The sequence below is a fragment of the Vibrio sp. L85 genome (assembly GCF_963871815.1).
Classification (GTDB): Bacteria; Pseudomonadota; Gammaproteobacteria; order Enterobacterales; family Vibrionaceae; genus Vibrio; species Vibrio harveyi.
In genome coordinates, this window is record NZ_CAWMYL010000244.1 from 254,536 (window position 1) to 279,297 (window position 24,762).

The 24,762-nt window shown below is 45.0% G+C and carries 20 protein-coding genes; 10 read left to right on the forward strand and 10 right to left on the reverse strand.

Going from position 1 to position 24,762, the window contains the following annotated elements; translation table 11 throughout:
- Nucleotides 1-639 precede the first annotated feature (639 nt).
- The 5 genes from AACR11_RS25395 to AACR11_RS25415 all read right to left on the reverse strand — a co-directional run bounded on the left by AACR11_RS25395 (nucleotide 640) and on the right by AACR11_RS25415 (nucleotide 6,486).
- On the reverse strand, nucleotides 640-1,683 hold the full coding sequence (locus tag AACR11_RS25395; RefSeq protein WP_005452348.1) for a GMP reductase: 1,044 nt from the start codon (nucleotides 1,681-1,683) through the stop codon (nucleotides 640-642).
- Between the two features lie 462 nt (nucleotides 1,684-2,145).
- Entirely contained in the window at nucleotides 2,146-3,681 is a 1,536-nt protein-coding gene (locus tag AACR11_RS25400; protein WP_079325236.1) for an NAD(P)H-hydrate dehydratase, read from the reverse strand.
- 90 nt (nucleotides 3,682-3,771) lie between these two features.
- Complete coding sequence (locus AACR11_RS25405; protein WP_005452351.1) at nucleotides 3,772-4,212, reverse strand: PAS domain-containing protein; 441 nt, start codon at nucleotides 4,210-4,212, stop codon at nucleotides 3,772-3,774.
- Entirely contained in the window at nucleotides 4,212-5,216 is a 1,005-nt protein-coding gene (locus AACR11_RS25410) for a response regulator (protein WP_029788550.1), read from the reverse strand. Before AACR11_RS25410 ends, AACR11_RS25405 begins: the two co-directional genes overlap by 1 nt.
- A 361-nt stretch (nucleotides 5,217-5,577) precedes the next feature.
- Nucleotides 5,578-6,486, reverse strand: a complete 909-nt coding sequence (locus AACR11_RS25415) for an aldo/keto reductase (protein WP_029788551.1) — start codon at nucleotides 6,484-6,486, stop codon at nucleotides 5,578-5,580.
- A 96-nt stretch (nucleotides 6,487-6,582) separates the two neighbouring features.
- On the opposite strand from AACR11_RS25415, the gene AACR11_RS25420 reads away from it, so the two are divergent.
- On the forward strand, nucleotides 6,583-7,002 hold the full coding sequence (locus tag AACR11_RS25420; protein WP_005452354.1) for a helix-turn-helix domain-containing protein: 420 nt from the start codon (nucleotides 6,583-6,585) through the stop codon (nucleotides 7,000-7,002).
- 11 nt (nucleotides 7,003-7,013) lie between these two features.
- Here AACR11_RS25420 and AACR11_RS25425 read toward each other — a convergent pair whose 3' ends face one another.
- Nucleotides 7,014-7,574 (reverse strand): hypothetical protein, encoded by a 561-nt coding sequence (locus AACR11_RS25425; protein ID WP_029788552.1) that lies wholly within the window; start codon nucleotides 7,572-7,574, stop codon nucleotides 7,014-7,016.
- Between the two features lie 657 nt (nucleotides 7,575-8,231).
- On the opposite strand from AACR11_RS25425, the gene clcA reads away from it, so the two are divergent.
- Together clcA and AACR11_RS25435 are read left to right on the forward strand one after the other, a co-directional pair.
- Entirely contained in the window at nucleotides 8,232-9,638 is a 1,407-nt protein-coding gene (gene clcA / locus AACR11_RS25430; protein ID WP_009697296.1) for a H(+)/Cl(-) exchange transporter ClcA, read from the forward strand.
- A gap of 250 nt (nucleotides 9,639-9,888) precedes the next feature.
- On the forward strand, nucleotides 9,889-10,836 hold the full coding sequence (locus AACR11_RS25435; protein WP_009697295.1) for a TDT family transporter: 948 nt from the start codon (nucleotides 9,889-9,891) through the stop codon (nucleotides 10,834-10,836).
- 49 nt (nucleotides 10,837-10,885) lie between these two features.
- On the opposite strand, the gene AACR11_RS25440 is transcribed toward AACR11_RS25435, so the two are convergent.
- Both AACR11_RS25440 and folE read right to left on the reverse strand, forming a co-directional pair.
- Nucleotides 10,886-12,127: an NRAMP family divalent metal transporter gene (locus AACR11_RS25440; RefSeq protein ID WP_017818649.1), complete on the reverse strand. Its 1,242-nt coding sequence runs from the start codon at nucleotides 12,125-12,127 to the stop codon at nucleotides 10,886-10,888.
- A gap of 275 nt (nucleotides 12,128-12,402) precedes the next feature.
- Nucleotides 12,403-13,056, reverse strand: coding sequence for a GTP cyclohydrolase I FolE (gene folE, locus AACR11_RS25445; RefSeq protein WP_017190748.1), 654 nt, complete (start codon nucleotides 13,054-13,056; stop codon nucleotides 12,403-12,405).
- A 481-nt stretch (nucleotides 13,057-13,537) separates the two neighbouring features.
- On the opposite strand from folE, the gene moeA reads away from it, so the two are divergent.
- The 7 genes from moeA (at nucleotide 13,538) to AACR11_RS25480 (ending at nucleotide 21,888) form a co-directional block, all read left to right on the forward strand.
- On the forward strand, nucleotides 13,538-14,773 hold the full coding sequence (gene moeA, locus AACR11_RS25450) for a molybdopterin molybdotransferase MoeA (RefSeq protein ID WP_005452364.1): 1,236 nt from the start codon (nucleotides 13,538-13,540) through the stop codon (nucleotides 14,771-14,773).
- 9 nt (nucleotides 14,774-14,782) lie between these two features.
- Nucleotides 14,783-15,532: a molybdopterin-synthase adenylyltransferase MoeB gene (gene moeB / locus AACR11_RS25455; protein ID WP_029788554.1), complete on the forward strand. Its 750-nt coding sequence runs from the start codon at nucleotides 14,783-14,785 to the stop codon at nucleotides 15,530-15,532.
- Between the two features lie 173 nt (nucleotides 15,533-15,705).
- Complete coding sequence (locus AACR11_RS25460; protein WP_079325238.1) at nucleotides 15,706-17,811, forward strand: LruC domain-containing protein; 2,106 nt, start codon at nucleotides 15,706-15,708, stop codon at nucleotides 17,809-17,811.
- Nucleotides 17,812-17,823: 12 nt separating this feature from the next.
- Nucleotides 17,824-18,267, forward strand: coding sequence for a hypothetical protein (locus tag AACR11_RS25465; protein ID WP_029788556.1), 444 nt, complete (start codon nucleotides 17,824-17,826; stop codon nucleotides 18,265-18,267).
- A 123-nt stretch (nucleotides 18,268-18,390) separates the two neighbouring features.
- Nucleotides 18,391-18,690: a hypothetical protein gene (locus AACR11_RS25470; protein WP_017818646.1), complete on the forward strand. Its 300-nt coding sequence runs from the start codon at nucleotides 18,391-18,393 to the stop codon at nucleotides 18,688-18,690.
- A gap of 54 nt (nucleotides 18,691-18,744) precedes the next feature.
- Nucleotides 18,745-19,575, forward strand: a complete 831-nt coding sequence (locus AACR11_RS25475; protein WP_029788557.1) for a sulfurtransferase — start codon at nucleotides 18,745-18,747, stop codon at nucleotides 19,573-19,575.
- A gap of 21 nt (nucleotides 19,576-19,596) precedes the next feature.
- A complete protein-coding gene (locus AACR11_RS25480; RefSeq protein ID WP_005452370.1) occupies nucleotides 19,597-21,888 on the forward strand; it encodes a bifunctional diguanylate cyclase/phosphodiesterase in 2,292 nt (763 codons plus the stop codon).
- Nucleotides 21,889-21,929: 41 nt separating this feature from the next.
- On the opposite strand, the gene AACR11_RS25485 is transcribed toward AACR11_RS25480, so the two are convergent.
- Nucleotides 21,930-23,225 (reverse strand): glycoside hydrolase family 18 protein, encoded by a 1,296-nt coding sequence (locus tag AACR11_RS25485; RefSeq protein WP_029788558.1) that lies wholly within the window; start codon nucleotides 23,223-23,225, stop codon nucleotides 21,930-21,932.
- 126 nt (nucleotides 23,226-23,351) lie between these two features.
- Nucleotides 23,352-24,353: a sugar-binding transcriptional regulator gene (locus AACR11_RS25490; protein WP_005452372.1), complete on the reverse strand. Its 1,002-nt coding sequence runs from the start codon at nucleotides 24,351-24,353 to the stop codon at nucleotides 23,352-23,354.
- Between the last annotated feature and the right edge of the window lie 409 nt (nucleotides 24,354-24,762).

A 24,762-nucleotide genomic window follows, 5' to 3' on the forward strand; every position in this document is an offset into this window, starting at 1 on the left:
TTTCTGAGGTTTACAACGTTCCCCGTTGCAACAGAGGTATGTTATGAAAAAGCACTGATGTTGATATATAGCAATTAAATCAAATCACTGTTGCCATTCAACAACAATATAAGGATATATACAGAAGTAGTCACCATAAGACCCTAAGTAAGGTGTGACTTGATAAGTTAGAGAGATAACTTAAAGCATGGCGAGAAAGTTTGGTTAGGTGCTAACCGCCGCCCTCACCCCTCATCTTAATGAAGTCAATAAATGCGTCGAGGTGCAACAGCGAGCAAACTATAAGTTTCACCACTAACCAAATTTTGATGAAAAGAACTCAATTAAAATAGTCAGTTAACTCGGAAGAGAATACGATGCCATCGAGCTGGTTTTGTTCGCATAAAGACTTGAGATGATCGGTACAGTATAAATTTGCCACACCTTCCAATCTCGTGAGGTTACCAACTTTGACCACTTCCCCCCGAAAACGTGTCGTTATGCTCTTCTCTAGTCTCTTTATCAACATCAACTTGGACAGCATGATCTTCAAACCACCAGTTCTGTTACTTCTTTGTTTAACAACACAATTTACGCAAAAAAAGAGCCGCTATTAGCTAGCGGCTCTTAACTATTAGAAATTTCCGATATTCAGTCGACTTACTCTTTACCGAATACGTTGTTTTCTTGCTCTTGCACGCGGATGAACGTAGTTCGCTTGGTTAGCTCTTTAAGCTTTGCTGCACCTACGTAAGTACATGTTGAGCGAACACCACCAAGGATGTCTTGGATAGTGCCGTGAACACTGCCACGGTATGGCAATAATACGGTTTTACCTTCAGCTGCGCGGTAGCCAGCAACACCACCAGAGTGCTTGTCCATCGCGCTCTTCGACGACATACCGTAGAACTTCATGAACTTCTCGCCGTCTTTCTCGATGACTTCGCCGCCTGACTCTTCGTGACCAGCAAGCATACCACCTAGCATGACGAAATCAGCACCGCCACCGAATGCTTTCGCTACATCACCCGCACATGAACAGCCACCATCACCGATGATCATACCGCCAAGACCGTGAGCTGCGTCGCCACATTCGATGATTGCAGAAAGTTGTGGGTAACCAACACCGGTTTTGACGCGAGTTGTACATACAGAACCAGGACCGATACCTACTTTCACGATGTCTGCACCAGCAAGAATCAACTCTTCACACATGTCACCAGTTACGACGTTACCAGCAGAGATAACCTTGTCTGGGAATTCAGCACGAACACGTTGTACGTACTCCACCAAATGCTCTGAGTAGCCGTTCGCGATGTCGATACAGATGAAGATGAACTCATCAGAAATCGCCATGATGTCTTTAGTTTTTTGGAAGTCTGCATCAGACGTGCCCGTTGACACCATCACATTGTTTAGCGTTGTTTTGTCTGCTGTTTTCGCAAACTCTGCCCAGTCTTCAACTGTGTAATGTTTGTGAACAGCGGTCATTACACCATGCTCTGCTAGCGCTTTAGCCATTGCAAAGCTACCAACCGAATCCATGTTAGCCGCAATTACTGGTACGCCAGACCATTGACGACCACTATGCTTGAATGTAAAATCGCGGGTTAAATTTACTTGAGAACGGCTCTTAAGGGTAGAACGTTTCGGGCGAAACAGTACATCTTTAAAACCTAACTTAAGTTCTTGTTCGATACGCATTGTGTAATTCCTTGATTCATAAGTATATGTGTCATCTCAGAGTGCGTAGTGAAATCGTTGGCAGACGAGTTCACTGTTCTTCGGACACAAAAAAACCGGAGCGTTGGCAGACGCTCCGGTTTTCAGCATTATAGGCTGTGATTTATTTCCTACAAGTCTGATATTTGATTTTTTTTTGTGATACCATCTTGGAAATCGCATATCAAAAACACCTCCCCTCTTCCCAAAATCGCAACTTAATTAACAATATCAAACAGTTAAAACGCTCGATTATTTTATCCTTTGCGCAAACCTTTGCGTCATTTTCATCGTAGGTTACCGTTTAACTTCTCATAAACGCTCAAAATAACGTCAAACGAACCCAGTTAGTGCGATTCTTCAAAAAATATTTCTTCAAATTTTTCATGCCCAACATCACTTTTTTGCCTCTTCTTGAAAGCGAATGAGCTAAAAAAGCTCTGTTCAGTTCTTTGGTGTGTTGATGGCACATCGAAGAGATTCGATAACGTCACTCGCCAACAAGCCAACTTCACCACTTTGCTGGACATTAATATCGGCTGCATGGCTATGAAGTATCACGCCTAAACGAGCCGCCACAGCAATAGGAAGTCCTTTTGCAAGTAGCGCAGCAATCACACCAGACAAGACGTCTCCCATTCCCCCACTCGCCATCCCAGGGTTACCCGCGAGACAAATATACATTCTGACACCGTCATAGATAAGAGTGCCCGCGCCTTTGAGTACAACAACTCCACCGTAGCGTTCATGAAGCTGCCTCGCCGCTGCAAAACGGTCCTGCTCTACCTCTTTTGTTGAAACATGGAGCAAGCGTGCAGCTTCTCCGGGGTGCGGTGTCATAACGCGTTGCTCGTCTCGTAAAAACACGACATCATTTCTCTGATTGAGCATAGCAAGGATGTTTAGTCCGTCAGCGTCCACCACTTTGAGTTTGTTTTTCTGAGATAAGAATTGATATGCCTGATGTGCCCATTCATCTTGCCCAAAACCAGGACCAAAGACGAGAACATCAGCCCAACGACTACGCTTAACCAGCTCGTTATCGGTGTCTTTGAGCTCATCAAGTGTAATGCCTCGACTCATTATTTCTGGAGCTCCCACTTGTAACGGTAGTAGCGAGCTTGGATAGGTAATCGCTGCGGTTAAACCCGCCCCTGTTCTCGCTGCGGCAGAAGCACATAATCGAATCGCGCCTGCCATACCTTGATTACCTCCTACACAGAGGAGTTTCCCGTTATCGCCTTTATGAGCAGTGGCTTTCCTTTCCGGTAGCAGTCTACCGATAATCTGATGATCAATACCTAACGCGCTTTCTTCTTCAATCGACTCGAACTCGACGTTCACACCTAAGCCGGAAAAATGCAGGTCTCCAACGTAATCTCTTGCTTGCCCCGTGCACAAACCTTGCTTTACACCAATAAATGTCACGGTATGGTCTGCGCGAATAGCCTCTCCCAAAACGGCGCCAGTATCAGCACTTAGACCCGATGGCACATCAATAGCGATTACAGGACAATGGACTTGATTGATTTGCTCTATATAGCGACGAGAGTTGGCTCTGACTTCTCCCACTAACCCTGTCCCTAACATGCCATCGATAATCACATCAGCTTCTAACAATGCAGTATGCCAATCATCCCAAGCACTGTTCTCTCCATCGCTAGCTTGCCAATCTTCGAACGCTCTCAGAGCATCATCTTTCAAGGTTAAAGGGTCACCCAACTGAAACACGCGTACATTCAGCTGTGCCTGCTTTGCTAGAGTGGCAAACACATAACCATCACCACCATTATTGCCTTTACCGCACACCACCAACACATTTCGTGCTCTGGGATAAAGATGAAGAAAACGCTCATACACAGCCATTCCAGCGCGTTGCATAAGGCTATACATTGATACCCCCGCCAATTGAGCTGCCATTACTTCTCCATTTCTGACTTGTTCAGCGGTGTAGAGCTTGAGAGCGAGATTAAAGTCCATATGATTATTCTGCGCATTTGAAGACACGATTTAAGTATACAAAAAAGCCGAGGCGAACCTCGGCTTTTAATATCGTTATTTAATCAACCTTTAGTTGTGTTGCTGAGACATCAACGCTTCAGCCGTCGCATCTTGAATAGACAAGAACAAGGAATTGATTTTTCCTGTAGGTGTACGCATTGGGTTCAGCGTTACGTTCTGGTACATAAACTCTGCTTGTTGTGTCACAGGACGCACGTTACGGCAGCGGAACAAATACGGACGCTGACGCCAAGTAATAAAACTTCGGCAACCCAAATCATAAACCGGCTTGGTTTTTAGCTTGAACCACTCTTGTGGGATCTCTGGGAAAATATCAAAAATGGAGCGACCAATTGCCTCGTGAGATTGCAAGCCACTGTGGTGGGTCATAAACCCATTCCATACTTGTACGTTGTAATCTTTATCGATCACAACCAAACCCATGTCGACATTCTGAACCATGTCGACCATCCAATGGAATTGTTCAAATTCTGCAGGTAGATTCAGCATTAGAAGTCCTCCATTAGGTATGACAATTTGTTGTCTAGCAAAGGCAGCGACTCGTCAACGAACATAAACAGAAGATCACAACGAATTGATGTACCTTCAATGTTGTAGCTCACTTCAAATGTCATGGTTCGACTAAATGCCCCCGTAGTTGATTCAATAATTGAATCGATGGAGATGTGCTGCCCGAGCAATACAGGAGAACTTTGGAAGAATCGCACCTCAGATTGCTCACCTAAACCATTCAAGAATGCGCCTACCAAGATATTAGAGATATCCATCAGCAGTTCGAGCTCTTCTAACTCTTCGCTGTCTGCTGGCACCTTCATTAGCTTCTTCAAGTCAGAGACACTTGAGTCACTTAGGATAACCAGTGCTTCGCCCGCAATGCCTTCTCCACAAAACCCCTGACAAACACCTGAGACGTTGTCATGAGATGCTAAATCTCTCAATGCCATATGAAGCTCACTGACTTCGAAGATATTTACGTTTGGAAGTGGAAGTTGAACAAAAACATCAAAGTGACGCGCCAAGGCATCTGCCGCTCGACCAATCGACACGTTAGCCACTTCCATGTAAATATCACGACGACGCAGAATAGGCAGCTCAATCGTTGTAGGAGTGATAACCTGTGGACGATCATTAGGCTCAATCAGCTCTTTTAACGTCGCTTTAAGCTCGTCTTTACCAATTGGCTTTTGAATAAACGCTTTCGCACCGAGTGCAAATACACGTTCTTTTGCTTTGGGTTGAATATCACCAGACACAACCACAACTGGAGTTTGAATGCCTAAGCGTTTCATGTTTTCCAATGTTTCAAAACCATCCATCTCTGGCATGGTCAAATCAAGAAACATCAGTTTAAATTCTTTCTGCGCTAGTTCTTCTAGCGCGTTTTTACCATGAACGGCAAATGTCACGTCTGCATTTAATGTTGCCGGCAGTGATCTTGCCATCTGTTTACGTGCTAACGCAGAGTCATCACAGATGAGTACAGGAAAAGACATTCTACCACCTTTATATATTCAACAATCTGCGCAGGAGTCTAACAGATTGTCGCAGCACAAAGTACGAGAAAACTGACGAGGAGTTTTTATTATTTCTTGTTTACCGGACTAGCATACGCAATATGAATAGATGAGTGAACCAGTGAACCAATAAAAAACGCAATTCCCTATACATTTAGTGATGTTGCGCAAGTGTGATTAAAACTTCGACAAAGCCTGATACGCAAAGGGTTGCTCTTAGCAATTAGAATGAAAAAGATAATCTAGAAGGCAAAAAGGCACCCAATATATCCTATAACCTCGAAATGCGTGGTTACTTGGATATCAAGAGTGCCTAAGAAGATAAAACTTTTCGGTCTTTCTATGGCACACCGTGACCTTTTGAAGCGACCCAAACTCGGTACCACTGCTCACGCGTCAATTCAATATTCAGTGCATTAACCGCCGAGTGAACTCGCTCAATCTTACCCGAACCAATAATAGGCATTGGCTTCGATGGTAAACGACGAACCCAAGCGTAAATCACTTCATCAATACTGTTCGCACCGACTTCTTCACGAATCATTTCTAACTCGTTGCGAACACGAACCGCTTGCTCCGTATCACCCGTAAAGATTGAACCACCACCTAGACACGACCATGCCATCGGGCGCACTCGTAAAGTTTGCATCTGGTCTAACGTGCCATCGTGTGCAACTTCAAAGTTAAGGGGGTTGATTTCCACTTGGTTAGTCACAAGTGGCTTGCTTAAGCGCGATTGCAAAAGTTCAAATTGACGAGGTGTGAAGTTAGAAACACCAAAGTGCTTCACCTTACCGACTTTATGAAGCTCCGAAAACGCTTCTGCCACTTCATCTGCATCCATCAAAACGTCAGGACGATGAATCAAGAGCACGTCAATCTCATCAACATTTAAACGCTCAAGTGAGTTGTTGACGGATTGGTAGATATGCACCGCGCTAGTATCATAATGATTGATCTTACGCTCAGGTGTTTTATCACCACACAAGTTAATGTCGCATTTGGTCACGATCTGGATTTGCTCACGAACACTTTTATCCAACGCCAATGCTTCACCAAACAGCGCTTCACATTCGTAGTTACCGTAGATGTCAGCATGGTCGACAGTCGTAATACCTAACTCAATATGTTGCTTTAGGAATGACAAACGTTCTTGCGCTGTCATGCCCCAATCTACTGCACGCCAATATCCTTGAACCAGCTCAGAAAACTCTGGACCGTTTGGTGCAGTCACTACTTTTGCAACCATGGGTTTCTCTCCTTTTCTTAATCTGCTTTCATCCTAGTCTTGTTTTACCGTTCGCTCAACGGGTAAACTTTCGCAATTCGAACTGGAGTACGAAATATGTCTTTTGCCCAACGACTCGCCACCCTTATAGGCGAAGAAAGTGTCAGCGGCTTCGCTCGACGCGTCGATGTATCTGAAGCTTTGATCAGGAAATATCTCAAAGGAAGTGAGCCAAGTTTAACCAAAGCGAACCAAATAGCGATGCGAGCAAACTGCTCACTAGAATGGCTAGCGACGGGTTGTGGTTACTTATATCGCCAAGCCGAAGTAGTGGATATGGAGGCTTACAAACTCGCCTATCAACATGTCATGAATGGTGTAATTTCTGGGGAAGAAGAAGCGCAGCACCGCAAATTGGTTGCGGGTTATCAGTATCTACGCGCGCATAAAAAGTCGGATGGTTTTTTGGATGAATCTGCGATGGCGACATTTTTGGCTCTCCATCACGAAAACAAAACTGAGGCTTCAGACGTCTAAAGCATAACACTTTAGAAACGGATCACCTTTAGTTCAATCATCTCGCCATCGCTGTTTAACATGACGTTTAATCTTGGCGTTGGCGTGCCAAACTCTTGTGCTAACACCCAATCAATACTTCGTGGCGCTTGCTGTGGATAGCGATTAATGAAGACAATCAGCTCTTTATCTACCTCTTCAGGCGTGGCGTGCCTCATCGCTTCAGAAATATCATATTGTTGCCCATCAATCTCCACCTTCTGCATCACCAGCCCATCTTTCCTCAAATTTAAAATCAGTTCGCTCAAACTCTGGGGTTGGTACTCGGTAAGAAAAGACAAATAGACCTCACGATCTTCTATTGTTGACTCTCCGTAGAGATGCTGATGGTAGTAGTGAAAATCATCCAAACAAAACGCTTCGGTACTATCTTGTGTCTCACATCGATACCAAACTCCACCTGTCGTTATCGCTTGTTGAATTTGTTCAACAGGAGCACTCGATAATATCGCCTGCCACCATAGATCTTGAGCCGATGTAGTTTGAGAAAATAACCCTGAGAAGATGAGCAAACAAAGAGAAAAGCGCGACATGTTATTACTTGACGATTAAATTTGATGTTATCGAAAACGCTATCTTTGCCCCTATACCTAAGATAAGCAAGTACTCAGCTCGAATTTCAGACACAAAAAAGCGGACCTTCTAGCCCGCATCAATCTTTGTATAAAGCCTAAACCGCGTAATCCATCACGCCGAGAACCATTACGAGAAAACAGAATGCCATACCAAGTTGGAATTATCAACACTTCGTACGGTTATTTAAAATAAGTAACGGGGAAGATAATAGGCATTAAAAAGGCGCACCTATGCGTGCGCCTCTGCCTCGTGACTCAATCGTGAGTATGCGAATCGGGAAGTCTATTGATGCATCCCAAACAAATAACGAGGAATTTCTGTAGGGTTTGAATCCATCCAAATTGTGTGTAAAACCTCACATCCCTCCTTCTGAAGCAGTCATGTTGCTTTACACTTAAAGCATGGTTCATTTTGCTCAGAAAACAAGTTTTACCGATAAAAAAATAGTGCCATATATGGGATCAATAGCACAAAGTTTATCAATATTTAGACAATCGACACTTGAACCGCTCAATAGTGGAAAGCTAAATTGCATCTTTATTGATTAGGTCTAGACTCTCCTGAGCGTATAATTTCTTCCGTCCCTTCCAATCTGTAGTCAGGAGAATCTGTTAATGACCAAACGCGAGAGAATTGTGAAATCTGTGTTAGCGCACGTACCTAAAGATGCGATTAACCAGTTTGTCTCTCGAGGGTCAACGCCAACTTCATTTTCCGTCCTCTTTATGGCGGCCATCGTTGGTACGCTAGCAGGTCTTGTCGGCACTTACTTTGAGATTGCTGTTCACTTTGTTTCTGAAACCCGTACAGAGTGGTTAAAAAGCGAAATCGGTAGCGTGCTGCCTTTGTGGCTGGCCGCAATCTTAATCAGTGGTGCATTAGCATTCATCGGTTACTACCTTGTGCACCGTTTCGCACCAGAAGCCTCTGGCTCCGGCATTCCTGAGATAGAAGGTGCAATGGACAATATTCGCCCGGTACGTTGGTGGCGTGTCATCCCGGTGAAGTTCTTTGGCGGTATGGGCGCACTTGGCTCAGGTATGGTTTTAGGTCGTGAAGGTCCAACTGTACAAATGGGTGGCGCGGTTGGTCGCATGGTTACCGATATCTTTCGTATTAAAGACGATGATACTCGCCACTCTCTATTAGCATCCGGTGCTGCCGGTGGTTTAGCCGCGGCGTTTAATGCACCGTTAGCAGGCATCATGTTTGTTGTTGAGGAAATGCGTCCTCAATTTCGCTACTCTTTAATTTCTATTCGAGCAGTGATCATTTCGGCGATCATGGCAAACATTGTGTTTCGCGCGATTAACGGTCAAGAAGCGGTAATCACCATGCCGCAATACCAATCACCGGAATTACAATCATTATGGTTGTTCTTGCTACTCGGTTCTTTGTTTGGCGTATTTGGTGTGATTTTCAATAAGCTAATCACCATCGCGCAAGACAGCTTTGTTGCCCTACATAAAAACGACCGTAAACGTTACTTGATCACAGGTACTATTTTGGGCGGTGTGTTTGGCTTGCTACTGCTTTATGTTCCTCAGCTAACCGGCGGCGGTATTGGTTTGATTCCAGACATTACCAACGGCAACTACTCAATTTCTATTTTAGTTATGCTGTTCGTTGGTCGTGTGATCACTACCCTACTTTGTTTTGGTTCTGGTGCTCCTGGTGGTATCTTCGCTCCAATGCTGGCTTTGGGCACATTGTTTGGCTATGCATTTGGAGCAAGTGCAGACATGCTGTTACCTTCATTGACTATCGAACCAGGTGTCTTCGCAATTGCAGGCATGGGGGCTTTATTTGCCGCAACAGTACGTGCGCCAATCACAGGTATCTTACTGGTTATCGAGATGACCAATAACTACTACCTGATCCTACCACTTATTATTACCAGCTTAGGCGCAGTAATAGTGGCGCAATTACTTGGTGGACAACCAATTTACAGCCAGTTGTTACATCGTACGCTTAAGAATGACAAGCTACGTCAACAAGATCTGCCTGAAAACCAAGCTTAACCTAATATACCCAGGGTACTTGGGTGTACCGGCTCCAAATTATCTTTCACCATTAAGATTCTTTTGGAGCCAGTAATTCTACTTTTTTGCAAGTCTCTACATAAATCTCCTACCAAACTCACAAAATTCCCATTCTCTGGAATTTACCTATCATAATGAAAGGTAAGAAGACGTTAAACTTGTTAGTATTTGCGCCTCAAATTAGAGCAATTAACCCATTTCTGGAGTCGTTTTGAACTGGAAAAGACTTGTGCAGTTTTATAGTGTTCCTCCGTCACAAGCGGCGTTAGCACTAGGCATGATAGGGCTTGGACAAGCTTGGGCTTTGTACATTCCACAGATTGGAGAACCAATAAGACCATTTCTTGCTGCACTCGGAGCTCTTCTTCTTACCCCGGTTCTACTTAAATACGCCACCAGCCCTCGACTGTTTATGGCGGACATCAAGCACCCACTGAGCGGTAGTTTAATGGCGCCAATGAGCATGGCGTTACTCATGCTGTGTGACTATCTTGCCGTGGTAACGCCAATCATTGCCTACCCGCTGTGGTTTATGGCGGTGTTACTGCATTTCACGATGATGGTGCTGTTCTTTGGTTTTCAGATCATGAACTTCAAGATGTCGAACATAGTGCCAAGCTGGTTTCTTTACCCTGTGGGCTTGATCAGCTCTTCTCTTGCTGGCTCTCAGTTTGGACACAACGTGTTTTCTGAAACTTTGGCGATGATGTGTATCGGCATTTACTTCTTCATGTTGCCTTTGGTGTTGTATCGCTTGGTATTCTTTGGCTCTCTGCCGCGTCGAGCACGACCAACACTCGCGATCATGGCTGCGCCTGTGAATCTTTCTCTGGCTGCGTACCTAGTCAACTTTGCGCAACCAGATCCGATCCTGACGGGCGCACTGGCAGGCATCGCCATTACGATGACCTTGTTAATTTATCTGTGTTATTTCCGTTTGATGCGTTTGAAATTTCAACCATCTATCGCAGCGGTCACCTTTCCTTCCGTGATCAGTGCGATTGCAATGCATCGTCTCACCACATTCTTCGCGGAGTCTCACCCGCATTGGCATTGGTTACACGATTTTGGATTTCTAGAACTAAGCATCGCAACCGTGCTCGTGGTTTGGGTGTCTGCTGGTTATGTCAAAATGTACTGGCCAGAGCTTGTTAGGACACCATCGAAACAAACATAAAAAACGGCCTCATTGTGAGGCCGTTTTCTTTTGTCTTCAACGAGCAACGTTACCCGATGAACTTCGACACAAAATTGCTGATGTTGGTCATACTTGATGCCGCCATTACCACCACAATCGCAATACCCGTAAAGGTTAAATAGACCGGATGCTTGTAGTCACCCACAATATCTTTTCTGCGTGTCGCTACCAACATCATGCCTAGTACAATTGGCAAAATAATGCTGTTAACCAAACCTGCAAGCATAAGAAGTAGAATCGGCATGTTCATGGTCACTGTGCCAAGTGATGTGATAATGATAAAGCCAACGCACCACACTTTCTCGTTACGAGCCACGATTGGGAATAGAGTTTTGATCAGGGAGATGGCCATGTACGAGTTCCCCACAACCGAGGTAATCGACGCGACAAATAATACCAAGCCAAAAATGAAGTAACCCACTTCACCAGCACCTTGACGGAAGGCATCAGCAGCTGGGTTTGCAGAATCCAACGTTGCGCCTGTCGCAATCACACCAAATACGGCTAAGAACAGCAGAATACGAATCACCACTGCAATAGAAATGCCCGCCCAAGCCGCGGTTTTAATCGCCGGAACCTTGTCTTTGCCTTGTAAGCCGATATCAACCAAGCGTTGTGCGCCCGTATAGTAACCACCGACGGCACCACCCACAATGGTCAGTGTTGGGAGCAGTAAGCTACCAATATCTGTCGGCATCACCGCTGCGCTCAAGGTTTCACCCATTGGTGGCAAACTGGTCATTGCAACGTAAGCAATCAGAATGATCATAAACAGACCAAGATAGCGCGCCATCTGATCCATACGTTTAGATGCATTGTGGACCACAAACAGCAGGCATCCCACAACCCCGGTAAACAAAGCCCCCCAGGTAGTATCAACCCCTGTTAGCACATTGATGCCAAGTGCAGCTCCACTCACGTTGCCAAAGTTGAACGCTACCGCACCAAGAGCAAGGAGAATACCCACCACGTAGCCCATGCCCGGAGCTACTTTATTGGCAATGTCTTGAATACGCATGCCAGATACACCCACAATGCGCCATAAGTTCATCACGATACCGAAAGTAATGAACATGGATGCAAAGACTGGAAACGCCATGTCAATTTTGTAGATATTGGTGAAGACTGCTGTCTGAGTTAAAAAGCCGGGACCAACAGAAGTAGTCGCCATTAGGAATGCGACACTAAGAATAGCTTTCTTTTGCCAGCTATTTTCCGAGGCTTGTGCAGAAGTCGGAATAGAAGAGTGAACGGTAGTTTGTGTGGTCATGCCAAGTCTCAATATTGTTGCCTTTCTATTATTAGAAAAAAGAAAGACAACTGACCGAGATCAGCTGAACTTGAAGAATCAGATAAGCAAATCAAATAAGAGAGAAAACCCTCGCAACCGTTTGCTGGGCGCGGATATTAAGGGCAACTCAAATAACTGTCAACACGAAGTTCGATAAATGATTTTTGTCGTCTCAAATCCATCTTATCTATGACTTTCAGATAGATACAAAAAAGGATGGCATTTACCATCCTCTTAGAAACTTGCTTGATTACTTAGCGTAAACCGTGGAGAAACTCGGCACGTGTCGCTGGGTTGCTTTTGAAAATACCGCCCAATGCTGTCGTCGTTGTTTCGCTGGTTGCATCCATAACACCACGAGATTTCACGCAGTAGTGCGTTGCATCAATAGTCACCGCCACATCATCTGAACCTAGCAACGTTTGAAGTGCTACAAGAATTTGCTGTGTCATACGCTCTTGAACTTGAGGGCGCTGTGCAAAGAAGCGGACAATACGGTTGATCTTAGACAGACCAATGATTTTGCCACGTGGGATGTAAGCAACGGCAGCTTTGCCATCGATCGTAACAAGGTGGTGTTCACAAGTACTGGTCACTGTGATGTCTTTCACGCGAACCATCTCACTTACATTCATCTTGTTTTCAATCACAGTGATTTTCGGGAAATTGGCGTAATCTAGACCGGAGAAGATTTCGTCCACGTACATCTTAGCGATACGATGCGGCGTTTCCTCTAGACTATCGTCAGTAAGGTCAAGTTGAAGCAAACTTAAGATCTCACGCATGTGGTGTTCGATCTTCTCTTTCTTCTCTTCACGGCTTACGTTGTTTGGGCGCATTGGCGTTTCCAAACCACGTTGCTCTAGCGCTTCTTTTACTAACTTCGCTGACTCGCTAAGACCTGACATTCCACTTCCTCTTTTGTTACTTCAGCCGATTGTACAAATCCAACCAAAATTGCATTCATACTTTTCGCTTTGAGTTGCTCAGTTCGTGTCTTTCCACCAAGTCACATCAAATGAAGGTACTGAGCTGATTTTCTTGAGCTCCGCAGGTTTTTTACCCCTTTCGGATGGCTGACAAGGATACTCGGATTTTTGAATAATTACACCCATATTTTATAGGTGGACATTCTTAGGGTCTGTTGATCTTTCGAGCTGATTTTTGCAGCGAATTGTGGGGCATTTATACTAGGCAGAGACTTTGATGTGTAGTTAGCCTACATGAGAAGTCGATAACGAAGTAGAAATGACCAACAAACGCTGCCCAAAGGGTTCGTCTAGGCGCCCCCGTCCGAACAAAATTTAACCATGAAAGATTAACAGACCCTACTCAGTCCCCTTTTTATGGTAAAGTTGCCACAAAACAAAAGAACACAGGATTTTCTCAATGGGCTGCTGCGACGCACCTGGCTTGATGCCAATTGAAGAAGCGATGGATAAAATGCTATCGCGAATCAAACCTATCCAAACCACTCTTTCTCTTCCACTTGCTGATGCTCTTGGCTTTGTACTGGCAGAAGACATCTTGTCTCCTATCCATGTGCCACCATTCGATAACTCAGCAATGGACGGTTACGCAATTCGCATTCAAGATCTTGAGTCGTCTTCGGTACTGCCTTTGGCGGGCAAATCATTCGCAGGGCAACCTTTTGAAGGTGAATGGCCTCAAGGTACCTGTGTTCGCATTATGACTGGCGCAAAAATCCCTGAGGGTTGTGACGCCGTTATCATGCAAGAGAACACCGAAGTAACGGATGCAGGTGTTCAGTTCAACCAAACGGACGTGAAGCCACAAAACAACATCCGCCCAACAGGTGACGACATCAAACAAGGCGACATTGTACTTGCGCAAGGTGCTCGTTTAACACCGCGTGATATTCCAATGATTGCGTCTCTTGGCGTCAGCCATGTGACCGTCGTTCGTAAACCAAAAGTGGCGTTTTTCTCTACTGGTGATGAGCTAAAACCACTGGGTGAATCGCTAGAAGAAGGTCAAATCTACGACAGCAACCGTTACGGGATCAAACCGTTGATTGAAAACTTTGGTTGTGAAGCCGTCGATTTAGGCATCATCCCCGACTGCCCAGAAACACTCAAAGCGACCTTTGAAAAAGCACAAACGTTGGCTGATGTCGTTGTTACCTCTGGTGGCGTCAGCGTTGGCGAAGCGGATTACACAAAAGACATTCTTGAAGAACTTGGTGAGATCGGTTTCTGGAAGCTGGCAATCAAGCCAGGTAAGCCTTTCGCCTTTGGTAAGCTAAGTACTGCTTGGTTCTGTGGTCTGCCGGGCAACCCTGTTTCTGCGGTGCTAACCATGTACGTGCTTGTTCAACCGATGTTGGCAAAACTCGCAGGACATACAGAGTGGAAGGCTCCGGAGTCTATTCCAGCGACAACCAAAACAGCATTTAAGAAAGCACCGGGGCGTACCGATTATCAACGTGGCATCTATACCTTAGAAGATGGCAAGTTTGTGGTTGAAACAACAGGTAACCAAAGCTCTGGTGCATTCCGATCAATGAGCCTAGCGAACTGTTTTGTTGTATTGGAGCGTGAACGCGGCCGCGTCGAAGTAGGCGAAACGGTTCAGATTCAACTATTCAACTCAACCCTTTACTAGGAAGTCGTTGTGGATATTCTTTCCGATCAGGAAATGTTGCGTTACAACCGCCAAATCATTCTTCGTCAATTTGACTTTGATGGGCAAGAAGCACTTAAGCAAGCATCGGTATTGATGCTTGGTGCCGGCGGTTTAGGCTGCGCCTCAAGCCAATACTTAGCGACTGCCGGTGTAGGTAAAATCACATTGATTGATGATGATATCGTTGAGCTATCTAACCTACAGCGTCAAGTGCTGCACCACGATGCAGATATTGGTCGTAAGAAGGTCGAGTCAGCGGCTGAGGCACTAAGGGAGCTAAACCCACATATTGCCGTGGACACCATTGCAAAACGCCTTGGTGATACTGAACTCAAAGAACTCATCGAACAACACACTATCGTTGTAGATGCATCAGATAACGTAGATACACGCAACCAACTCAACCGCTTGTGTTTTGAAACAAAAACACCATTGGTTTCGGGTGCCGCTATTCGCATGGAAGGGCAAGTAAGCGTGTTCACTTACGATGATCCTACTCAACCATGTTACCAGTGCTTAAGCGCCCTCTTCGGCAATGGCGCGTTAAGCTGTGTTGAAGCCGGTGTAATGGCACCTGTCGTCGGTATTGTCGGTGCAGTCCAAGCAATGGAAGCCATCAAGGTGATTGCTAACTACGGGCAGCCAAAGAAAGGAAAAATTCTTATTTTGGATGCGCTAAGCATGTCTTGGCGAGAAATGAATCTGATGAAAATGCCAACCTGTCCGGTTTGTAGTTAGCTCTTTACTCAATCATTCCCAAAAAGCCCAACTCAATGTTGGGCTTTTTTTCATTTTGACAATCAGAATTAAAACCTGCCTATTTAATAATCATAATTCATTAAAAATCATAATCTTAAAACATGGCACATTCCTTTCATTGCATATATCACGAACCAATGAGAGGGCGAATTATGAAAAGGACATCACTGATACTTGGGACTTTAATGGCAAGTGCGTATGCTCAAGCCACGCCGTTCGACACCTGCCCAAGCAAAGCATACCTATTTCAATCAACCCCAGTTCAAATCTATGGCGTCAATTTGGTTACAGGTTCTACTACTCTTTTAGAGGACGACACGGGTTTAGCTTCGGGTATTAACGGCGTGGGCTTTGACTTCACTGACCGTTACATTTATGGCTACGACACTACGAACAAAAAGATAGTTCGATTAGGGAAAGACTTTCAAGCAGAAACACTGAACGTTTCCGGTCTACCTACCGATCACACCTTTTTTGTGGGTGACGTCTACAATCACGTTTACTATTTGTACCGTAAAGGGAAAGGTCTATTCTCCATTGACCTCTCCCCACTAGACTCGGATCCAAACGCAACATTAAACATCGTAAAGATTAGCTCGACGGCGACTGTCAACCTTACCGACTTTGCGTTCCATCCCGGTGACGGTTCTCTTTATGGTATCGACAACAACTCTGGTGTCCTATACCAGTTCAATCCATCAAATGGCAATGCAACTGCAATCGGTGACACTGGCGAAACAGGCACATTCGGCGCTGGTTATTTCGATGTAAACGGCAACTATTATGTATCGCGTAACCAAGACGGTAAGATCTATCGTATCAACTTGTCTTCAGAAAACGCCGCTAACATTTCAGCAGGGATTGTTCCGGCAGTTGAGTTTGTCTCAAACGGACCAAGCTCAAGTCAGAATGATGGTGCACGTTGTGCAAATGCACCTGTTATTGATGAAGACGATCCTATCGATTTTGGTGATGCACCCGATAGTTACAGTACAACTCTAGCTTCTAACGGACCTCGTCACGAAGTCGACGACGTCACTTGGCTCGGTTCTGTCGCCCCAGATGGTGACGCTGACGGTCAAGCAAATGATAACTCCGTGGGCACAGCAGATGAGGATGGTGTTGGTTTTGTACCCGCGCTTGATCCTGGCTTAAGCTCCATTGTGAATGTCACCGCCTCCACTTCTGGTTATCTGTCTGCGTGGTTTGACTGGAACCGCGATGGTGACTTTGATGATGAAGGCGAACAGGTCTTTACCGATGAACTGCTTTCAGCCGGAAATAATCCACTGCCATTCGTTGTTTCTACTGCGGCAACAGAAGGTTCGAGTTGGAGTCGATTCCGCTTCAGCCAACAAACTGGGTTGAATTACGACGGTGGTTCGACATCTGGTGAGGTCGAAGATTACCCTATTGCGATCACGGGAAATGGGTATTCTGTTGAATACTTCCCAAGTGCAGAAAGCTTCGCCACCGTTGCTTATGAAGATAACTGGCCCTACACAGCAGACTACGACATGAATGACGTTGTCGTGACCTTCCAAATCACGGAAACCAGCTTAGATGGTCATGTAGAGAACATCCAAATAACTGGTGACTTGGCTGCGTACGGTGCAGACTACAAAAATGGGTTCGCCATCCGCTTACCGGGCATCTCGAGAAGCGCGATTGAAAATGGTCTCACAATACTCTCTTTTAATGGCATTGAGCAGGCGTCCAACGGGCTAGAAAGCATTTCTGACGAAGCAATATTCATCATTAGTGAAGACTTGAGCCAACATGCCTCGAGCGGTTGTAACTTCTTTAGAACAGAAGCTGGGTGCGACGACAGCGTGTCTCTCACCTTTACTCTAAACGTCTACTTTACTGAAGGCTCTGACCGTTCATCCATACAAGCGATGCCTTACGACCCGTTCATCTTCGCGACTCCAGGAACTTACCATGGTGACGGCATTACTTTCCAACCAGGACGTAAGTGGGAAGTTCACTTAGCCGACCAAGCGCCAACAGAGCAATTTGATGACCAAAACCTTTTCGGTGTTGGTGTGGACGCAAGTAACCCTTCACAAGGTGTGTACTTTAAAACTGCGAACAACCTACCTTGGGCACTATTAATCGTTGAGGATTGGGATTGGCCACTCGAACGTATCGATATGGTTGAGGCTTATCCTCAGTTCAAAACATGGGCTGAATCTGCTGGCGAGTTAGGTACAGATTGGCATACCGCTCCAACACCAAACAAGTGCTACATTCCATAGGGAGAGAACATTATGAGAACTTTAATTACAATCATCATGGGATTAGCTTTAACAGCATGTGGCGGCGGCGGTGGTGGTGGAGGCGGTACGAGTGCGCCCCCACCGACACAGACTGCAGTGCCAGATGAAGATCCTACAATGCAAGATCTTGAAGTGCCCGATGGCTTTAACTACAACCCTGTAGTACAAGGCTCATTAAATGTGGATATCAGCGGTTTCTCTTCACAGCGTGCACACCTAAGCGTTTACAAAGATTTCAAAGAGAGTGGTTCTGGAAAATACGACGCAAAATATCCGAGCAAAGTTGCCTCTGTACCTCTGAATAACGGAACCGCAAACTTTGACTTCAACGTCTCAGACAGCCAAGGGAATCTTCTAGTAGAAATCTGGTTTTATGATGGCTCGGACCCAATACAGAAAGTGATTTCTTCAGGTGATAGCAATTGGATTCTTTAGCCAAAACAAGCTGAAAACGTGAAGATAGAAAACAACTCACACTTAAAAATCGCATCGTTCTTTTGAACATGCGATTTTTTTGTTGTAAAACAGTAAGATTATTAATGCGGCGGGAAAAATACGTTGGACAACCCCAAAACCTACATCTTGGCTTTTGTTAGTGCCATTGCTCTGTTGTGTTTGGCTCTATGGCTAACGTCCTCAGAAGAAAAACAGTTAATTACAGCGGAAGTAATATCGAACACCTTAACGCAATCACTGGACGGTCAAAGACGTTACTTAACAGTAGAATCTGACGTTTTGGGGCTCAAACGAGTCGCAGTACCCACAAATGTTCAGTGTTCAGAAGGTGCTATTGTCACATTTAGCCAAGCGACTGATTCTCTCTTCGAGCAACCGCTCACGTTTATAAACTGCGAATGAGCTTAAGCTGTTCACGCCAAAACATTCCATACTACTGTGAGGAAACTAAAGACGATGCAAGCACTGATCACAATAGATGAACTCAAAGAGCTCATCTGCCAACCCAATGTCAAACTCCTAGACGCCAGCATTGCTTTTCAGATCCCATCAGAAGGCAAAAAGATCAAAGATAAATGGATACCTAACACTTTGCGCTTTGACTACGACAACGACTTTTGCCTACCTAACTCCAACCTGCCTCACATGATGCCAACAGAGCAAGGCTTTAATAGCAGTGCTCAACAACTTGGGTTAAATAACGAAGATGTGGTTGTGGTGTATGACAATTCCGGCACTCTTGCCGCACCAAGAGCTTGGTGGATGTTCAGAGCGATGGGTCATCACAACGTATGCATTCTAAATGGGGGGCTTCCGGCTTGGGTTGAAGCAGGATTACCTATTGTCGATACCTTGTCTCAACCAACAGAGATTGGCAACTTCACAGGTAAACTAAACCCAGATGCATTCTTAAGCGCGCATACCGTGTTAACCCATTCTAATAACTGCAGTGCAAATATTGTCGATGCTAGAGCTAAAGCCCGCTTCCTAGGTGAAGTTCCTGAGCCAAGAGAAGGGTTACGCAGTGGACACATTCCTAATTCAGTTTGCTTGCCGTTTCAAGAACTCTTAACGGACGGTCACATTAAGCCAAATTCCGAGTTGCAACAGATATTTAGCCGATTAACATTAGACAGTGATAGTTCAATCATTTTTAGCTGTGGTTCCGGTGTGACCGCGTGCATTTTGTTGCTCGCCGCCTATCAAATTGGTCTGCAGAATTTATCAGTCTATGACGGCTCTTGGACTGAGTGGGGTGCCGATGAAACCCTACCAATCGAGCATTAATATCAGGAGCAGTAATACGATATGATCGGCTTAAAGAAGAACATTTGGACGCTATATCTGACACTTTTTACCATCAGTGTCGGTTTGTTCTCTCTGTTTGGTCATTATCATTATCAATCCATACTCGATAAATACAAAGACAAGCAGCTCTTGCAATTAGAGCTGTTTGCTTCATCTGTACAGTCACTGTTTAAAGGACAAGAAACCTTACTGGAAGTTGTCGGTCACCAATTGATTGAACAGAACGACTTTACTCGAACCGCCTCATTGCAAATGCGACCTCTTCTGGATGAGCTGATGGATATCCACCCAGCGATCGCCGCATTTGGTCTTACAAACCCACAAGGCGATTATTTAGCGATAAGCTCGAATCTGGACCTACAAAAACTGCGTAACTTGAAGCAAGATCCTCAAACAAGAGGAACGTTTGAAGCCGCACTACAGTCTGATCACATGGTGGTTGGTAGAACTTACTTTATGCCTGCGCTCGACTCTCTTGTTATCCCCATCCGAAAAGCTATTCGAGATAAAAATGGTAAGGTTCTCGCGGTGATGACGGCGGGTTTCAACATGAACTCCTCTTTGGTTTTTCGAAGCGACGTTCACGCAAATGAACACAATCGAGTGTCATTAAATCGTGAAGATGGTTATCTAACCTTTACTTCGGCTGAACAAGCAAACCTCAACAGTTACAGCCATCCTGCTGACGGGCATACCAAGGCTATCGTTTTCGAACAGATCGAAAACAAGTATGGATGGAGCCGAGATACAGTCAGAACACTTGCAAGCGCAGTAAACATTGTTGCTGATGACCCAAGAATTAATCAACTGGTCACATTGAAATACCTACCAGATTATAAACTTTGGGCATCGTCTTCGACGGATCTTCGGTATATCCAGAGCGGTTTTTTCGATCAGTTCGCACTATACTCGCTCGTGTTCCTATTTATTCAAGGTGGGTTCTATGCGCTGGTTCGTTCCATTGCGAATAATGAATTGGGTACCCGACGAAAACTCTTATATCAAGCGCATCATGACCACCTCACGCTACTCCCAAATCGAGAATATCTGCGCGCACATATTGGACACTGGGTGAATGGCTCAGCCACGCCATTTAGCCTGATGTTTATCGACATCGATAACTTTAAATCCGTGAATGACACCCATGGTCACGAATTTGGGGATGAGGTATTGAAGCTGATCGCACAACGCTTAAAGACCTTTGGTTGTGATGGTCGTCTGATCGTTCGAGAAGCAAGTGACGAGTTTATACTGCTTGTTAACCAAACCGACGAAGGTACGGTGAGAGCGTTGGCAAAAGAGCTGATCAATTACCTATCCGAACCCTACTTAGTTCAAGAAAACCAATTTCTGTTGAGTTGCAGCGTCGGTATTGCTCTTTACCCTTCTCACGGTCAAAACTTAGATGCCTTGCTTCGTTCTGCAGATATCGCTATGTATCAAGCAAAAAAAGAGCGCAATGCATACAGTATTTTTGACCAACAAATGCAGGCAAAACACCTTCACAAGATGAAGATGGAACAACGTTTAAGGCTAGCGATAGAACGACAAAATCTATTCTTAGTTTATCAACCGCAATTGAACGTTAATGGCAAAATTTATGGTGTTGAAGCCTTGGTGCGTTGGCAAGATGAAGAGCTTGGGTTCGTCCCACCCAATGAGTTTATCCCAGTAGCGGAAAGTTCAGGTCTGATGGTGAGATTGGGTGAGTTGATTATCGAGAAAAGCTTGATCGACATGGCTCGCCTTACGGAAATGGCAGCGCAGCCAATTCAGATGTCGATTAATATCTCGGTAAAACAGTTTATTCAAATAAACTTCATTGATGACTTAGTGGCGTTAATAGACAAATATAAAGTCGATCAACACCGCATCACGCTTGAAATCACTGAGAACTTATTCATTGAAGACCTCGATAAGTTCGCACCTATTTGTGAGCGCTTGCATGCGCTCGGTTTTAAAATCTCTCTCGACGATTTCGGTACCGGGTACTCTTCCCTCTCGATGCTAAGAGCACTTCCGATTGATGAAGTCAAAATTGACAAGAGCTTTATTGATAATATCGAAGATGATGAAAAAGCACTTAACATGGTGCAAAACATCATTGCGATTGGTAAGAACTTTGGCATGAAAGTTCTCGCGGAAGGCGTAGAAACTCGTCAGCAACGTGATCAGTTAGCCGCGTGTGGCTGTGACTTGATTCAAGGATATTTCTACTCTAAGCCATTACCTTTCAAACAATTAATCGAATTCTCTGAGCAAAACCAAAATGAAAAAGCCGTCGCAGAATAACGACGGCTTTAAGAACAAACAATAATGTGACGTTTTACAGATTAATTCTGCATTTCCTTATACATCACTTCAACAAGCTCGCCTTTCGGATCACCTGATAGCTCCCACGTAAAGATGCCACCAAGATTCGTTTGCTTTGCCCAATCCGCTTTGGCTTTGATAGAGCGTTGATCTTCGAATGAAATGAACACTTTTTTCTCAGGGTTCCATAAATAAGGGGCTTGAGATTGTTCATCGTACTTATATTCGTAACCTTGTTTTGCGCTGTAGTTCTTCATAAGGTCCCAAAACATGAAGTAGCCATTCTCACCGGTACCAAACTGCGCGCCTTTCTCTGACAATAAATCTTGAGTTGGTAAACCACCGGAGAAATCTTTGGTTCCTTGCCAACCGCGACCATAAAACGCGGCACCAATCACCAACTTCTCACTAGGAATACCCAGCTCAATCATTTGATTAATGAACACGTCAGCGCCCATGCCCCACCAACTGCGGTCAGTGGCATGCAAGTTTGTTGTGTGCCCTGTTTGTTGTCCCCAACCACCAAGGAAGTCATACGTCATAGCAAACATATTGGTTAAGTAGGGCTGCGCCGCTTTCCAATCAATGCCCGCGGCTTTTGGACCAACACCCACTGCTGTTGAAAGCTCGTACTCGCGCTTGGTCTTTTTCGCTAACGCGTCTAAATCACCACGCATAGTCTTAACTAGGTAAGTGAAGGCGTCACGCTCTTGTGCTTTTTGCTCATCCGTCAGCTTGGTATCTGGGTTCCAAGGAGACGTAGTCAAGCCGCCACCCCCTGGATACTCCCAATCCAAGTCAATACCATCAAAGAAATCGTATTGAGCAATCAGCTCGACTGCTGTTTTAGAGAACTGATCCATCGCTTGCTGGTTTTTTGCCATCGCGTGGAAAGGTTCAGACATGGTCCAACCGCCAAAAGAAGGGAGAATTTTCAGTTCAGGGTGTTGCTTCTTAAGTTCGGCTAATTGAGCGAAGTGCCCTTTATATGGAACGCCGACAGAGACCGGACCAAAGTCTTTTTCAAGTGCCGCCTCGGTATCAACCAGAATCGCGGTATACGGCTCTTTACCTTCACACTGTTTTGCGACCAGTTTTTGCACGGTTTCTGAGGCACCAGTGTGAGGACCACACATGCTCAAAAACGCGTAGATAATATGAGTCAGGTTATCAGCCGGAATATCTTTAACCGTATAAGGGTTGTCTGCGTTTGCATACTGCCAGTCTGCAAAATAGCCTGCGACGACTTTTTGCTCGGCGTGCGCTATGCCCGTTAACCCCGTAAATAAAGCAGCTGCGAGAAGTGTCTTTTTCATCGTTTCCTCCAGAGTAATTAACTACAAATTACTCCTGAGGATTATTTTTAACTTGGAAACGAAATCAGGTTGCGAGTCATTTATAAATCCTCATCACCTGATTACATAGTTTGCATATTATTTGTGCTAAACCTCTGATGCACTGTTGCCGTGCATCTGCTCATCCAAGTTAAGAACCGTCAGTGCGTTACTTACGCTGGTTGCAATCACATCAATGGCTCCGGTTCTTAACGCTCCAAGTAGCGCCAATGGCTTACTGTTTTCAGCTGCAATCGCAATCACTTCTGCAATAGGTCTAAATTCTTCAATACCCAAGCCTATGACACGGTCACTCATCACCGTATTTGCTACGTTGCCGTGAATGTCAAAGAAGTCATAACCGGCAAAGTCCCCTACGACACCTTGCATCAAGCGAGATTGAACCACTTCATCTGGAGTGAACCAACCAAGGTCAACCATGTAGCTGTTTTCACTCATATCACCGATACCAACAAGAGCTACATCCGCTTTGCGCGCCAAATCTAGGGTTTGCTTAACCGTGGCATTTTGCATAAAGGCAACCTTCTGCTCGCGGTTTTCAGCATAGGCAGGCGCGTATAGGGTTTCCGATGTGCCGCCGTATTTCTTGGCAAATTGTCGACATATATGGTCGGCGTTGAACATACCGCCACGAGGGTGAATCCCGCCGATACCGCACACAAACTTACAATCGCGCGGCGTAATAACACCAATGTGGTGCGCCACAGAAGATACGTTACGCCCTTGCCCTACCGTCACCACCATGCCGTTCTTAAGAGTACTCGTCAGGTAATTAGAGACTAAACCAGAAACTTGCAGGCGTTGCGCTTCTTCATTAGGTTGGTCCAAAGCAACCAGTGCTCGCTTCACACCAAAGCGCTCGATGAGGCGCTGCTCTATCTTGGCACTGAACACAGGGTGATATTTTACGGTAATCTCAACAATGCCTTCGTCACGAGCCTGTTTCAGCATTCGCCCAACTTTGGCACGTGATATGGAAAATTTTTTCGATATCTCTTCTTGTGTCGCACCATCTTGATAATAAGCAACGGAGATCTCCGTCAACAAGTCTGTACTTTCAATAGAAATATCTTGGTTAGAACTGCTCATGATTTTTCTCGCCCTTTTAGAGGATCGACATTGTATGCATTAGTGAGCATCTGCTCATTGACTTAGCATATGTTACCTACCAATTTTACTGCGACATTTGCTCACTGCAATGACATTTTCTCACTATGTCTTTTTATTAATCTCACTGCTGCTCAAGCCTTGAACAATAAGGGCAAACGTTTATTTGGGTCACGCTCTGAACACACAGCAAAAAAACGTTGATGAACTTCACTTAAAGTCGGTTTCGACGATTGACTTTCAGCATGGATAGGATAAATATGGATTCATCATTTACTCAGCTACCGATCAAATGTTCAAAGCAAATGTTCGGTACCGAAATTTTCCGTAGTTGGCTGAGCAGATGTCTCGTTAATTATGATGAGACGATTAGCCGACACGCTTGCAAATG